At 40.8% G+C, this 15394-nt stretch carries 13 protein-coding genes, 2 tRNA genes and 1 riboswitch; of the genes, 10 read left to right on the top strand and 5 right to left on the bottom strand.

The window, feature by feature from the left end:
- Nucleotides 1–20 precede the first annotated feature (20 nt).
- The 10 genes from ACHUGF_RS12955 (at nt 21) to ACHUGF_RS12910 (ending at nt 9139) form a co-directional block, all read left to right on the top strand.
- Nucleotides 21–97 (top strand) — tRNA-Asp (locus ACHUGF_RS12955).
- 50 nt (nt 98–147) lie between these two features.
- A tRNA-Asp gene (locus ACHUGF_RS12950) sits at nt 148–224 on the top strand.
- A 204-nt stretch (nt 225–428) separates the two neighbouring features.
- Nucleotides 429–528: riboswitch (TPP riboswitch) on the top strand.
- A 119-nt stretch (nt 529–647) separates the two neighbouring features.
- On the top strand, nt 648–2588 hold the full coding sequence (gene thiC / locus ACHUGF_RS12945; RefSeq protein WP_394131774.1) for a phosphomethylpyrimidine synthase ThiC: 1941 nt from the start codon (nt 648–650) through the stop codon (nt 2586–2588).
- Nucleotides 2589–4277 carry a thiamine phosphate synthase gene (gene thiE / locus ACHUGF_RS12940; RefSeq protein ID WP_394131772.1) on the top strand — a complete coding sequence of 563 codons (1689 nt, stop codon included), beginning with the start codon at nt 2589–2591 and terminating at the stop codon, nt 4275–4277. It abuts the gene before it with no gap.
- Nucleotides 4270–5049: a HesA/MoeB/ThiF family protein gene (locus tag ACHUGF_RS12935; RefSeq protein WP_394131771.1), complete on the top strand. Its 780-nt coding sequence runs from the start codon at nt 4270–4272 to the stop codon at nt 5047–5049. The genes thiE and ACHUGF_RS12935 overlap by 8 nt, the downstream gene beginning before the upstream one ends.
- Entirely contained in the window at nt 5046–5249 is a 204-nt protein-coding gene (gene thiS, locus ACHUGF_RS12930; protein ID WP_394131770.1) for a sulfur carrier protein ThiS, read from the top strand. The genes ACHUGF_RS12935 and thiS overlap by 4 nt, the downstream gene beginning before the upstream one ends.
- 2 nt (nt 5250–5251) lie before the next feature.
- Nucleotides 5252–6016, top strand: a complete 765-nt coding sequence (locus ACHUGF_RS12925; RefSeq protein ID WP_394131769.1) for a thiazole synthase — start codon at nt 5252–5254, stop codon at nt 6014–6016.
- A gap of 5 nt (nt 6017–6021) precedes the next feature.
- Nucleotides 6022–7128: a 2-iminoacetate synthase ThiH gene (thiH, locus tag ACHUGF_RS12920; protein WP_394131768.1), complete on the top strand. Its 1107-nt coding sequence runs from the start codon at nt 6022–6024 to the stop codon at nt 7126–7128.
- Between the two features lie 161 nt (nt 7129–7289).
- The gene (locus tag ACHUGF_RS12915) at nt 7290–7565 is read left to right on the top strand and encodes a chemotaxis protein (RefSeq protein ID WP_394131767.1); all 276 of its coding nucleotides are present in this window, start codon (nt 7290–7292) and stop codon (nt 7563–7565) included.
- A gap of 26 nt (nt 7566–7591) precedes the next feature.
- Complete coding sequence (locus ACHUGF_RS12910) at nt 7592–9139, top strand: putative metalloprotease CJM1_0395 family protein (RefSeq protein WP_394131766.1); 1548 nt, start codon at nt 7592–7594, stop codon at nt 9137–9139.
- Nucleotides 9140–9336: 197 nt separating this feature from the next.
- On the opposite strand, the gene ACHUGF_RS12905 is transcribed toward ACHUGF_RS12910, so the two are convergent.
- Genes ACHUGF_RS12905 through ACHUGF_RS12885 form a run of 5 tightly spaced genes read right to left on the bottom strand, consistent with a single transcriptional unit; the run spans nt 9337 to nt 15381 of the window.
- A complete protein-coding gene (locus ACHUGF_RS12905; protein WP_394131765.1) occupies nt 9337–10431 on the bottom strand; it encodes a DUF3541 domain-containing protein in 1095 nt (364 codons plus the stop codon).
- Entirely contained in the window at nt 10412–12175 is a 1764-nt protein-coding gene (locus tag ACHUGF_RS12900) for a hypothetical protein (protein ID WP_394131764.1), read from the bottom strand. The genes ACHUGF_RS12905 and ACHUGF_RS12900 overlap by 20 nt, the downstream gene beginning before the upstream one ends.
- Nucleotides 12129–13085 (bottom strand): alpha-L-glutamate ligase-like protein, encoded by a 957-nt coding sequence (locus ACHUGF_RS12895; RefSeq protein ID WP_394131763.1) that lies wholly within the window; start codon nt 13083–13085, stop codon nt 12129–12131. The genes ACHUGF_RS12900 and ACHUGF_RS12895 overlap by 47 nt, the downstream gene beginning before the upstream one ends.
- Entirely contained in the window at nt 13085–14593 is a 1509-nt protein-coding gene (locus ACHUGF_RS12890; RefSeq protein ID WP_394131761.1) for a UUP1 family membrane protein, read from the bottom strand. The genes ACHUGF_RS12895 and ACHUGF_RS12890 overlap by 1 nt, the downstream gene beginning before the upstream one ends.
- Before the next feature lie 8 nt (nt 14594–14601).
- A complete protein-coding gene (locus ACHUGF_RS12885; protein WP_394131760.1) occupies nt 14602–15381 on the bottom strand; it encodes an ATP-dependent zinc protease family protein in 780 nt (259 codons plus the stop codon).
- Between the last annotated feature and the right edge of the window lie 13 nt (nt 15382–15394).

The raw sequence follows: 15394 nt of genomic DNA, 5'->3' as shown, positions 1-15394 counted from the left end.
ATTATTCAAACCACTTGATTGGAGCGGTAGTTCAGTTGGTTAGAATACCGGCCTGTCACGCCGGGGGTCGCGGGTTCGAGTCCCGTCCGCTCCGCCATCAAGTAATTAATAAGTATATTAAATTAGTATATTTATTAATAAAGTTTTGGAGCGGTAGTTCAGTTGGTTAGAATACCGGCCTGTCACGCCGGGGGTCGCGGGTTCGAGTCCCGTCCGCTCCGCCAAATAGAGAAACCCATGCGATTTAGCATGGGTTTTTTTATGCCTTTTTATCAATTTTTGACTATTTTTTATTTAGCAGCTTTTTTATTGTACTTGCCTGATTGTAATGCCTCTCATCGCTTCTATGTCTATCACATGCATTAATATCTACATAGCCTGAATATTTTTGGCTTGCACAAAGCTAATTTATTTGAATATACTGCAGGCCAATCTTGTCGGAGTGCCAATATGGCTGAGACCGTTTATTCGGGATCCGTTGAACCTGATCAGGCTAAAACCTGCGAAGGAAACAAGCGTGAAATTCGATATACTTGGATCATCCAAGTGTTTATCTATACCAATATTTTACCATGTTAGTTAAGTGATATTGGTTACGCTCAACTTCTCCAGACAAGCAACTTTTAAACTCAATTACGAGGTTGCTAATGTCAAATCGTCGTCAAAATCGCAGTAATGCACAATCTTTTTTAAAAACGCTAGAACCATTGCTTCATCCAAATTCAGAAAAAGCTTATTTAACTGGCCCTAATGGCATCAAGGTTGCGATGCGCAAGATCCATCAAGCTGATACTGTTATTGGTGGAAGCCAAGATGAACCGGTAACAACACCCAATCCTCCCATATATGTGTATGACTGTGCAGGTGTTTATTCAGACCCAAATGCAAACATAGATGTAAGAGTTGGTGCGCCAAAACTAAGGCAAGCATGGATTGAGGCAAGGGAAGACACTGAAGCGTTATCACAGGTTTCTTCCAAGTTTACCCAACAACGCTTGGCTGATGATGGTTTGGATCATCTCAGGTTTGAAGCACTAATCGCCCCTAAAAAAGCCAAAGCTGGTCATAACGTTACACAAATGCATTATGCAAGGCGCGGTATCATTACCCCTGAAATGGAATACATTGCCATCCGCGAGAATATGGCCAGAGCTGAATTAACACAAGAACACCTATTAAGAAAGGCACCCGGTGAAGCGTTTGGAGCGCAGATCGGTCAAGCCATTACTGCTGAGTTTGTCCGTGAAGAAGTTGCACGAGGAAGAGCGATAATACCGGCTAATATCAACCACCCTGAAGCTGAACCTATGATTATTGGCCGCAACTTTCTTGTGAAGGTCAACGCTAATATTGGTAACAGTGCTGTGACCTCATCTATTGAAGAGGAAGTAGAAAAGCTTGTTTGGTCTACACGTTGGGGCGCAGATACAGTAATGGATCTTTCAACGGGCCGTTATATTCATGAAACACGAGAATGGATAGTACGAAATTCACCTGTACCAATTGGCACCGTACCCATTTACCAAGCGTTAGAAAAAGTAAATGGTGTTGCTGAAGATCTTAACTGGGAAATATTTAGAGATACCTTGATTGAACAGGCAGAGCAGGGCGTTGATTATTTCACTATCCATGCTGGCGTGTTACTCAGATATGTACCAATGACGGTAAATAGGTTAACCGGCATTGTTTCTCGTGGCGGCTCGATTATGGCGAAATGGTGCTTAAGTCACCATAAAGAAAGTTTTCTATATGAAAACTTCCGTGAGATATGCCAAATATGCTCGCAATATGATGTGTCGTTGTCGTTAGGCGATGGTATGCGCCCAGGCTCTATAGCTGATGCGAATGACGAAGCCCAGTTTGCTGAATTAGAGACCCTAGGGGAATTAGTTAAAATTGCTTGGGAATATGACGTTCAAACCATTATTGAAGGTCCAGGCCATGTACCAATGCAATTGATTAAAGTGAATATGGAGAAGCAATTACATTATTGCGATGAAGCTCCATTTTATACTTTAGGCCCACAAACCACAGATATTGCACCCGGTTATGATCATTTCACTTCAGGCATCGGTGCTGCAATGATGGCATGGTATGGCGTGGCCATGCTGTGTTATGTCACTCCAAAAGAGCATTTAGGCTTACCCAATAAAGAAGATGTTAAGCAAGGATTGATTACTTACAAAATTGCCGCGCATGCAGCAGACGTTGCCAAAGGGCATCCAGGGGCTCAAGCAAGAGACAATGCATTATCAAAAGCAAGGTTTGAATTTAGATGGGAAGATCAATATAACCTTGGATTAGATCCTGAAACGACACGTGCATATCATGATGAATCCCTTCCACAAGAATCAGCGAAAGTTGCACATTTTTGCTCCATGTGTGGCCCTAAATTCTGTTCAATGAAAATTACCCAAGAAGTTCGTGATTATGCCAACAGTGATGAGTACAAAATAGAGCTAGCCAATCAAGCTAATCTAACACAGAGACAAGTTGCCGCTGAAATGGCTCAAAAGTCATCTGAGTTTAAGCTGTCGGGGGCTAACATTTACCACCCTGTCAATGCAAAACAGACTGAGGGTGCATAAATGTTAGAGTCAGAACTATTAAAAACAGTAAAAGACAAACGACCAATAATATGGTCAATTGCTGGCTCAGATAGCGGTGGTGGTGCAGGGATACAAGCTGATCTTGCCACTATTGTCGATCTGGACTGTCACCCTTGTACAGTGATATCGACAATCACTGCACAGAATACGGTGAGTGTAGATAGTGTTGTTAGCGTCGATATTGAGCTGTTTCGTAGCCAAATAAAAACACTGGCAAAAGATTTATATCCAGATGCGATCAAGATTGGATTATTGGGAACGCAAGCTCAGGTTAACGAAGTTGCTGAGTTTTTGGCTGTATTAAATCAATACCAGTCAAAAACCAAAGCCGTACCAGTGATCCTTGATCCAGTGATGGTAGCAAGCTGTGGTGATGTTTTGGCCACAATCCGTTTAGACTTTACCCCCCTAACAGGCTTAATCACCTTGATCACCCCCAATGGTGAAGAACTGACTAAGCTGGTGGATGGTGATGAACAGCCCTTATTAAGCATCTATCAAGCTGATAATAATCAGCATCAGCAGTTAGTTGATAAAGCGTTAGTATTATCTAAACAAATGCAATGCCATGTGTTGGTAACGGGTGGCGATCGTTCAGATGTAAATGATATTGCAGAAGACATTTATGTCACTGCATTCGTAGAAGGCGCGAGTGTTGAACATAATGACAGTGTTTTCTTTCTACAATCCCCTAAGTTAGACGCCAGTTACAATCATGGAACAGGGTGCACATTATCGACGGCAATCGCTTGCTTTCATGCTAATCATTACGTGTTACACGATGCTGTTGTTCTGGCTAAAGCCTATGTCAGTAAAGGATTGAAATATGGTTACCAAAGTGGCAATGGAAAAGGGTGTTTAGCCCGTACATCTTGGCCTTTAGAGTTGGCATTTTTCCCTAAAATTGTACAACAAAGCCAGTCTATACTAGCAAACAAGAAGGCGTTTAAACCTTTAAACAAGCCCATAGGTGTTTACCCAGTAGTCGATAACCTAACGCTATTACAACGGTTGTGTGAAGCGGGCTGTACCACAGTTCAATTAAGAATAAAGCAAGCTGACACTAACATTATTGAATCCAGTATCGCTAAAGCAGTGCTGTTGGGTAAAGAATACAATACCCAAGTATTTATTAACGACTATTGGCAATTAGCCATTAAGTACCAGGCTTTTGGCGTTCATCTTGGCCAAGAAGATATTAACACTGCAGATGTTGAAGCAATTCAATCGGCAGGCTTGGCATTGGGGTTATCTTCCCACAGTTATTTTGAAGTGTTATTGGCACATCAATTACAGCCATCATACATCGCACTTGGTCATATCTTCACGACTAACACCAAAGACATGCCGTCTAGTCCACAGGGGTTAAAACGCCTTGGCAAATATGCCAAGTTATTAAACCCTCATTATCCAACAGTCGCCATTGGTGGACTAAATGAAGATAACTTAAGTCAGGTTAGCCGTACAGGAGTTGCAAGCATAGCTATTGTGAGTGCGGTGACTAAAGCTAACGATCCATCGTTGGCATATGTTCAATTGAATAAGCTTTGGCATCATAACCAAGAACAGTCAATCAAAGAACTAGCTGATACGCGTGTTAATCCCACAATCAATGATAATGCAAGCGTAGAGCTTGATACGTTGATTTCAGGGGACGTATATGCTTAATCAATTGACCGCGACTCAATATATTCAGTATTCGAAACAAATTTTATTACCTGAAATAGGTGAAACTGGCCAAATAGCATTACTCAACGCAAATGTCACAGTCGTTGGACTCGGTGGATTAGGCACACTTGTCGCGCAATATCTCGCTGCTGCAGGAGTCGCTTCATTAACCCTAATTGATGGCGATCAAGTCGAAAGAGATAACTTACCACGCCAACTTATTTACGCCGAGTCTGACTTAACGAAAGCCAAAGTTGATGTTTGTGCGATGCGTCTATCTGATGCTTATTTAGATGTCACTATCGTGCCTGTTAAACAGATGCTAGATGTGTCCAATGTTGATTCACTTATACCCAACACATCTAAGTTAATCATTGACTGTACTGACAACTTAGCCGTTAGGCAGGTAATCAATAGGTTTTGTGTGAATAACAAAAAGACTTTAATCAACGGTGCGATCAACCATGGATCTGGCCAAGTATTTTGTTTTAACTTTGCTAAGCATACATCCGCTGGTTGCTATACCTGTTTTGTGCCTTTAACGGCAAAGGTTGAGCAAAGCTGTGCTACTTCAGGTGTCTTGGGCCCTGCAGTTGGCATGATTGCCAGTTTTCAAGCCAAAATTGCCATTGAGCACATAACAGAAAGTTTTAATCAGTATGGGCAGTTATTCAGGTTTAACGTGACTGATAATAGTTGGGTTGTTGCCAATTTAAATCGCGATCCAGCTTGTAGCATTTGTCGTCACCATTATTTAGGGGAAGCATCATGATAACGATAACCATAAATGGTGAATCAAACCAGTTGCCTGAGAAGGTAACCATTGCACAATTACTTAATCATAAAGCTCTACAGCCTGAAAAAGTTGCTGTAGTCAAAAATGGTGAGGTGATCCCTAAAAGTCTGTGGCCAGATACCCTGTGTGTTGAACAAGATAGGTTCGATATTTTTACCGTTGTGGCAGGAGGCTAACCATGCTGACTATTGCGAATAAAACTTTCGACTCAAGGCTGTTTACTGGCACTGGAAAATTCATCAATGCCTCAATCATGACAGAATCCATCAAAAAAAGTGGCTCACAGCTGGTGACATTAGCACTCAAAAGGATTGAATTAAATTCAATCCAAGATGATATTGTTACGCCGTTACAGCAACTTGGAGTGAATTTATTACCTAATACCTCTGGCGCAAGAAATGCAGATGAAGCTATCACTGCTGCACATATAGCGCGAGAACTATTAGGGACTAATTGGTTAAAGTTGGAAATTCATCCAGACCCAAAATATTTGATGCCAGATCCAATAGAGACATTAAAAGCAGCAGAGAAACTTGTTGAACAGGGTTTTGTTGTTTTACCATATATCCATGCAGACCCTGTATTGTGCCACCGCTTAGAGGAGGTAGGTTGTGCTGCAGTGATGCCACTAGCCAGTGCAATTGGATCTAATAATGGCTTGCAAACAACACCTTTCTTGAAAATGATTATTGAGCAATCTCAAGTGCCAGTGATTGTTGATGCTGGCATTGGTAGTCCAGCTGATGCATGTTTAGCTATGGAGCTGGGTGCAGATGCTGTTTTAGTGAATACCGCAATTGCTTGCAGTCAAAATCCAGTTGCTATGGCTCAATGTTTCGCCCAAGCAACTGAAACAGGACGCACTGCATACGAAGCAGGGCTTGCAGGACAGTCTATGCAAGCAAATAACACCAGTCCTTTAACTGCATTTCTTTTTGAGTAACCCGCATGCAATACAGTCAAGAGTTTTCTAAGTTGGATTCTGTGAAGCTTGGTATGACACTTTATAGCAGTTCCCAATCGCAGGTGTTAGAGGCTATTGAAAATGCTGAGTCAAACCTTAGTGCTTTGTCGGTTCTATTGTCACCAGCAGCTGAGCCATTTATAGAATTAATGGCTCAAGCCTCTAATGTGCTTACACGACAGCGTTTCGGACAAAACATCAATATGTATTTACCCATGTATTTGTCCAACTTATGTGCCAATGAGTGTGATTATTGTGGCTTTACCATGAGCAATAAAATTAGGCGCAAAACACTGTCCATTGAAGAAATCACTAGCGAAATTAACGTGATCAAGGCAAAAGGTTATGACAATATTTTATTAGTCTCTGGGGAGCATGAAACTAAGGTTGGTTTTGATTATTTCAAATCAGTGATGCCTATCATTAAAGACAATTTTAGTCATGTTTCATTAGAGGTTCAGCCGCTTAAACAAGATGAATACCAACAATTGACAGCGCTTGGACTTGATGCCGTGATGATTTATCAAGAAACCTATCAACAGCAAACCTATACCAAACACCACACTCGAGGTAAAAAACAAGACTTTGGCTACCGTTTGAATACACCTGATAGAGTCGCAGCCGCTGGCGTCGACAAAATTGGTTTGGGGGTGTTATTGGGGTTAGATGACTGGCGACAAGATGCACTCATGCTAGGTCATCATTTAGACTATTTGCAAAACAAGTATTGGCGTACAAAATATAGCTTGTCCTTACCAAGGTTGCGTCCTTGTGTCGGTGGTATAACGCCGAAAACGGTTATTTCCGATCTGGGCTTGGTTCAAATGATCTGTGCATTTAGGTTGTTTAACCCACAACTAGAAATCAGTTTATCTACCCGAGAAAGTGCCAGTTTGAGAGATAATTTATTGCCCTTAGGGATCACAAATATGAGTGCAGAAAGCTCTACTCAGCCTGGTGGCTATAGCCAAGCGGATACAGAGTTAGACCAATTTGAAATTGATGATAATCGTACAACGCTACAGGTAGTTGATGCAATTAGACACCGTGGCTTTAATCCTGTGTGGAAAGACTGGCAAAGCCAATGGTAAATTACTGTACAAATGGGCTGTTTAGAGTAATAATTAATCAATTAACTGCGTATTATTGAGTAACTAATACGTTTAAAAGAACAGACATATAGTTAATAGTTACATTTATTATTTTTACGGCACTATTTGTTTGTTTAGTCATGTATCAAAGGGGAGAAACCATGCAAATTCCATCGGCGTATGCATCTGGAACTCAAGCCTTACAGAATGCACAGCAAGGTCTAGCTCAAGCGACGACAACCGTTGCACAACCAGAGAAACCAAACCCTACAGCTGCACAAGACACCGTTACGTTAAGTCGTCAGGCTGTCAACCAAACTGATAAAACATCAGCTTTGGTATCTGTTGTTGAGGCTGGGCAACAAGGCGAAGCCGCAGTTGCTGTGTTAGAAACGGCAAATGAGACAGTTGGCAGTATTATTGATATTAAAGTCTAACGACCATAGGGCTGTTAGGGTACGCAATGTTAATCTCAAGGCAACCTTACTCCATAGCAAAACAGGCTAATACAACTCAGCCTGTAAAGAGTGAGGTTGTCCATTCAACAAACCAATCCCAACTTAAACCTATTTCGTCAGCGGCAACTGAAGGGCAAATTTCACATCAACCCTCATCTCAGACACTACAATCTAATATACCATTAAATCAGTCACCTAGTGGTCAAGATAGCGGCTCAGTTCAACTCGCTAAGAAAACGATCAATCTTTCAAATATAAGCTCATCAACTACTCTACACTCAAAATCTACACTACATACAACAGCGGTTAATATCGACTCCACGGCATCAATTGATTCAACAATAACAAACGGTCAGTATAACTTACGTTCAGGTCCAGCCAGTATCCGTGGGCTTGTAGGTAGTGGAAGCGTTATTGATGTTCAGCACGTGAATGTCATAACTTCACAGGTGGTGTCTTCCAGTAGTCTTGGTGTTAATCCAGCATCCATATCCGGTCAACATGTTAATCAATTATCAGGACCAGCATTAGTACGTGATGTTGCATCTAGTTTGTCATCCATATCTAATGTTACTACTTCGAGTGATACTGAAGTTAGTACAACTGAACCTTTTTTAGGGCGTTTCAATGTACAGCAGGGACAAATTAGTCCATCAGTCAATCAAGTCTCAACAACAATCAATAACCAAGAATCGAATAACTCCAAGAGAACTGAATACAACCCCAGTATTACGAGTGAGCGAGCTGTTGAAGGTGAAACTAACCCACAAGCAGATAACTCAAAACAAGCAGAAAAGAAGCGGCAGCAAGCAGTTGAGCAAGTTGAAAAGGAAATAGAGAAACAGCAACAAGCCCAACAACTGGCTGAACAGAAAGTGATCAATGAGCTATCTAAACGTGATACTGAGGTTAGAAATCACGAACAAGCACATGCTTCAGTAGGTGGCAGTTACGCTGGGCAGCCAACTTATCAATTTGAAAAAGGCCCTGATGGCAAACGTTATGCTGTTGAGGGGGAGGTGCAGATCGATGTTTCTGAGGTTAATAATGACCCACAAGCAACGGTAATAAAAATGCAGCAAGTTTATGCTGCAGCATTGGCTCCTGTTCAACCGTCAAGTGCGGATATCAAGGTTGCGTCCGAAGCTCTGTCAAAAATGAATGCCGCTAAGCGTGAACTCGTTGAACAAAGGCAACAGCAAGTGAGTGAACGTGACCGTTCTGAAGATATTATTCCATTAGCAAAAATTTTTGAAACTGCAGATGATGATCAACGGAGTCAACTTGATCCATTCCACCAAGAACAAGATGATAATGTCATTTTTTCATCGGTGAATACAGGACTTGAAAGTGCCAATCAAAATCGCGCCAGCTTGAACAGTTCCAATATAAAAAGCGCATATCAGTTAGATCAGACATCTGTTGGAATGAAGTCTGCAACCAGTATGAATATTGATTCAGTCGAATTGGGCGCAGATGAGACCTTAATACAAAGTCCAAATCAATCACGTGCAAGCCAAGCATATCTCAGTATTGCTCAACTACCTCAATGATGAGTCCATTATCATTTTATTATGGGGTCTATAGCACTACATGATATGAGCCTTTAGATTTTGGATTTTTAGAACGACATTCAGTGGTTAGGATAATTTAGGCAGTTTTAAAACTTGTCGTTAGATAAGATCAATCGGCTCACAAAAAAATGGCAAGACAGGCTTGCCATTAATATTGGAAATTGCTGAACTCAAAATTAAGGTTTTGGTTTAACCAGCTTAGGTAAATATTTTTCAGTTGATTTTATCTCTGCAAGATAAGGACCTTGATGTAAAGTTTCAGGCCATTTAAATAACATCATTGCTAATACGTTCCGATGTTCACCAGTGGCAAGGTTTGCTCGGCCAGAAGGTGATAAAATCATTTTATGTTCAGTGGAATACGCATTCACTAAATGTTGTTTAATTCGACTGACTACAGGGTGATCGGCTGAGCCTGTAATTTGAAAAACAATACCCACTTCAGTAATGATATCTTCGGTGGCATCTTTCAAAATACGATCAATATTGTTTTCAAAATAGTCTAAGATCCATTGATAATCTTTCAGGTCAACATAACGCTGATAATATCCACTTGATGCTAATACAAAATGAGTCAGGCCATATAGCTTATTTCTATACTGGCGTTTTGACAGATCTACATCTTGGCTATCAGGGTAGGTTGCTTGAAACGCTGCTTTATATTCTTTACTATAATCACTGATCCCCAACTGCTTTTGCCAATACACATAGTTAACTAACTGCGCTGCCCAGGCTTCAATCATTTTCGGATCGGTGAAAGCTGATTTCATGTCATATTGCTTTAGAGTCTTCATAGCCTGTTCATGACATGGGCCAGTAAAACCGAATTCATCAATACGGCTCGCATAACGCAGCACTGTGTCACTTAAGAGAACAAACTCAGGATGTGCCTTGACGGCTTTTTTTCTTAATTTAGCGCGTGGACCATTGCCTAATTTTGAGGTCAGAAGCTTCGATTCGCGTTCAATAAATGCTTTATCATCTAACTGACATGCATAGTAGGCCTGTCTTTCTGCAATGGTAAGTAAATCGACTAGAGATCCCTGTGCATATTTTTCATCACCCGTCATACGAAATTGCCTGATCGCATAATGCCCCTGTATACGAGGTGGAAGCGAAAACAGATGCGTTTCTAGATTTTGTTTAATCTCTGAATAAACCTGATCTTGTGTCAGCTCATGCTTCTGCGTTTTCGCAACAGAACTCACAGGCATATAAAGACAGGGCAGTAATAACAGGGACCACAATTTTTTATTGTGAATGTGTAGCATGAGACATCCTCCTAGTGAGTTGTTCTGGCTGGCTAGATTGTGTAAATAATTTTGGTAATAACTCAGCAAGTTGCAAGTTTTCGCTGTTAATCACTAATACATCAAATATGGCTTGCTGTTGGTCTGTTGTTGTTTCTGAAAATAATAACTGTGCTAACGCTTCAGACCACAAAGGTTGGTAATAGTTTATGCCACGACGTGCAATGGATCTAAAGCTGTATATAGCATCACTTGCTTGGTGCCAATCAGCATTAAAATGCTGGTTAAATGTGTTTGCCGCATATTCAGAAAATGGCATCAGTGGTTGTTCAGTGCTATCTAAGTAGTCTACATAAACTAGTGCTAATTTAGCCCTAAACAACCTTAGTTGTTGCTGGTAGCGGGCAATTAAGGCTTCTCTTGGGGAAGGGATGAAATTCATTGCACGAGTTAAATATTCAATCAACCAATACTGTGCCACTTGTCTTTGCGATTGCGTTTCTGCGCTATGATTTAACACGTAAAATTGACCACTGGCTGCCATTGCATTGATAGCATAACTTATTTGCTTTATTAGTTTGTGTTGAAATTTGCCAGTTAACTCTGGTGTGACACTCAACATAACATGACCGTGCTGGTGCCCTAATACAGGCTTTTGTATTGCAGCGTAGCTAATATTCTTTGCATCAAATTGCACTGACAGCAAGCCTAAGTAACGCATTTTATACCAAACTTGAAATTGTGAAAGTTGGCCATAATCTGGGCTTGTTTCAATACGACTTAATTCATTATTTTCTTCACTGAGGTGTTGATCTATTTTATTTACACGCCCCTCAGGATCAGCGACCTCTATGAACTTTAGTTCTAGAGTCTTTAAAACATCAAAGGCTTGTTTTGTATAATGATGTCCGGGTATCGTATTTTTACTCTGCGAAGGTAGCAATTTCAATTGCTGAGGTAGATCCCAAGGTGGCGAGTCCAGTTGTTGTGTTTTAACTGCCAAAAATGCCAATACTTGTTCGCGAGTCAGGTCAATGCTCTGTGTTTTATGTTTAAACTTTTTATCTTTTTGCAAAAGCATAAGCTTATCTATGGCAGGTTTGATATCTGCTTTTAATCGCCCTTGATAAGCTTGCCAAATGATTTGCCGGCATTTGGGTTTCGGTTGATTTAATAAATAGTGTGTTAGTTGCTGCTTTGTTGATAACTCTGTGTCACTTAACACGCATTCATCCTGATTGATGTACAGTGATGAAGGAGATGATTGAAAGTTACCGTTAATGAATGCAGTTAAGCTGGTAATTTGTGATTTCTGGGCAATATTAATTTGCTGATGGTAATTAGTTAATAATCGTTCAATGTAATCTAGCTGCTTACGTTGCTCCATCTGTTTGATTGGTTCAGCAGTCGACTGGCTTGATGAAATTAGCTGTCTATGGTGACTGGTGTCTAGTGAGTGCTTTATAAAGTTAACGTATTCATCAGCTAATTTTATTTGGCATTGTAGTAGGGCACTGCGTTGTTGGGGGTTAAGCGGTAATGTACGGTAGTAATTTATTCTGTCATTGAAGTTAAAAAGTGAAATTAACTCACGCTCTAATGAAACGGTTAGTCGCGCCAAATTATTATGGTTTGATACTGGTGAAGCTTTAAATTGGGCGCAACTGTGCAGAAATAGTTTTAATGGAGAAGCTGCAGCATGCGCTGCAGCAAAACAACTAAAAAATAGCAGTGCTAGAAAAGTGTTTTTTAGCGTACGCAACACGTTCTTCCACTGACATTGTAGGGCCTGACATATCTTCAATATGTTTAAGTCTTGGGATAATTCCTTTGCCATTAGCTATTTGGATTGCTAATCCTGGGCGGGCATTTAGCTCCAATAACAAAGGACCACGCTTCTTATCTAAAACCATATCAGTACCTAAATAACCTAGTTCACACATCTCATAGGCAGCTGACGCAGTATGTAAGAGTGTGTCCCAATTAGGTACTTGGATTTTTTCAAGCTCAAAGTTAGTATCTGGATGATGACTAATAGGTAAATCAAATTGCACCGCATGTAGGCTTTTGCCTGTGGCTATGTCCAAGCCAACACCGACAGCGCCTTGGTGTAAATTTGCCTTACCATCAGAGGCTGCAGTTGAGCAGCGAAGCATTCCCATCACTGGGAAGCCTTTAAACACGATTAGACGAATATCTGGTACACCTTCATAACTGAAACCGTCGAAAACAGGATCGAACTCAATCAGTCCTTCGACAATACCGACGTCAGGCTTACCACCAAGTGAAAATAGACCACTCAGAATGTTAGACACATGGCGATAGATTTCAGAGTGTGTTACTTCATGTCCATTTGGTTTGTAGTAACAACCATTGTGTACTTTAGTAATGACCAAAATGCCTTTACCACCAGAACCCTTCGCAGGTTTGATAACAAAGCCTGCTCGATCTTCGACCATTTTAGGTATTTCTTCAATCTTGTGTTGTTCATCAACGACGCCAATAAGGTCAGGCACAGCAATATCATTGGCTAACGCTAGTTGTTTAGTTACAAGTTTGTCATCCACACGCTTGTAAAACTTGCGAGGATTATAACGTCCAATGTAACTAATGTTACGTTGGTTCATATTCATCACACCATTTCGGCGTAGTTCCCATGGCCAAGCAAATTCCATTACTTATCTCCAGCCAAAGGTTTAAAGCGTTTTAACTCTGTTAAGCGATATCCTGTGTACTGTCCCATTACCAACACCGTTGCTAGGATAACTAAATGGATACCCAAGAAGTTAAATACCCAATGCTGGATGATACTGTTGCTCATTGCTAAGTAAGCAAGCGTAGCCACGAATAAACTACCGCCACCGGCGACAAATACTGAACGGGGGCCTTCTTCTTCCCAAAGGATAGACATACGTTCGATTGTCCAAGCCAGAATGATCATAGGGAAGAAGGTTACCGTTAACCCTTCACTGAGACCAAGTTTGAATGACAGCAACGTAAACAGGCCGATTATAAATATCACCACGATAATCACTGCTGATATTCGGGATATGAGAAGCAGATTTAACTGGGATAAATATGAACGGATCATCAAACCAAAGGCAACGATCAACAAAAAGCCAATTAAACCAGTTAACAGTGTTGTTTGGATAAATGCCATGGCAATTAACACCGGCATAAAGGTACCTGATGTTTTAATACCAATGATCACACGCAGGAATACAACAACCAACACACCAATAGGTATTAACAAAATACCTTTGAATAAGCTTTGCTCTTCAAGTGGCAACTGGTACAAAGAAAAATCCCAACCATCCTGTGCATTTTGCATCATATCAATCGAAGTTGATAAAGCAGGGCGGGTATCCTGTAACATGGAGAAATTAACTTGTGAGTTACGTCCACCAATAACATCTAGCGGTGACTTACCACTGCTATCCCAAATAACCAAATTGTCATTACGACCACTAATGTTATTTGTCACATCAAACAGTTCCCAAGTGCCCTTATGGTATACTTGCACGTACTTTTGTAATTGCTGCCGACGGCGCTGATCTTCTAACGACAGACCATAAACGATTCTTGCAGGGATACCTTTGGTGCTCATCATATTAACGAACAAGTTAGTCTTGGTATTTGAAGAAAGCAGCAAAGACATATTTTGGCTTTGATTAGCGTCGTTTATATTGGCCATTAATTGCTGGCCAAAAGATAAATTGGATGCACTCCGGCTCCAAACCTCTTCAATAATTTGTTCAGCCGCAGAACGTTCAGTCACAGGCCATAAGTATGGCTCAGAAGCTTGAGGCTCTTCAGTGTTAACTTCTAACTTACCTGTAGGGACAAGTGTTACACGGTAATATAACGATTGATTACCTATCGCTTCACGAATTGACCAGACAGCACGTCTAACACCATTATCTTCATTAATACTTAAACCATATCCCGGTGAAGAAGCATTTTCGATGAGAATATCGAAAGCAGGATCATTGGGAAGAGCGAAGTCAACTTCAGCGGCATCACCTGTACCGTTAAAACTGACTTTGGCATCAATAGCCCAGCTTTGTACCTGCTCACCAGGTAAGAAAGGGATGTTATGCTCGATACCACGGTAAATGCTTGATACCAAGCCTGATATGAACAATAGCGCAACGAGAATGTAAAAAGGCTTACGTGAATGCATTACGGATCCTATTTATTATTTGCAGACGTCACTTGTTTATCTGACTTTCCATGAATGAACTGCTGACTAACATCGACTACGGCAATGTCTTTCATAAACTTACGGCCCAGAAGTAATGGATATTCTAAGTGGCTACGATCAGTTAAGTTAACATCGGTTTCTGCTGAATATTTTCCAATTTTTAAATGAGTGTGAATAACCGGTCGGCGATCCTCAGGTGAATCAGCATCCTGTTTGATGCGAACAAAACGAACAACTTTAGACTCAAAGGTATTAGCTGGCTGATCTTTTATATGGCTTAATACATCGAATCTAACCCATTGAGCCCCGTTACGCTCAAATAAAACGATATTACGTGCATCTAATGAAGAAGACTCTGCACCAGTATCAATTCGTGTGGCAAAGTGTGATTTAACTTCTTCGACATAAACACTCTCTACTTCGCCGAGTAAAAACTTTTCACCGATTGTTGATTCTGGACATTGAGAAATGATCTTTAATTGGGTGTCATCTTCAACAGGTATTACAGCGGCTTTGTTATTAACGGACTTAATTGCATCTCTGAGTTCTGTTGTCAGTGTTTTCACTTCTTCAGTTAAAGCGGTAAGCTGCTCATCTTGTTGTCCACATTGCGCAGTTAACGCATCAACAATGCGTTGTTCAGTAGACTGTACATTCTGATTGAGCTCAATGTTTGATAATGTTGGTTCTTCAGCAGTTTTTGGAGTGTTGCTGCAACCTGTTAATAATACTGCTGCAATTGATACAGCAAGAATTGGCTTTAACATAAACCGTCCCATA

This window comes from Shewanella maritima, assembly GCF_043643735.1.
GTDB lineage: Bacteria > Pseudomonadota > Gammaproteobacteria > Enterobacterales > Shewanellaceae > Shewanella > Shewanella maritima_A.
Note: the sequence above shows the minus strand (reverse complement) of the source record. Positions and strands in the feature narration are given on the sequence as shown.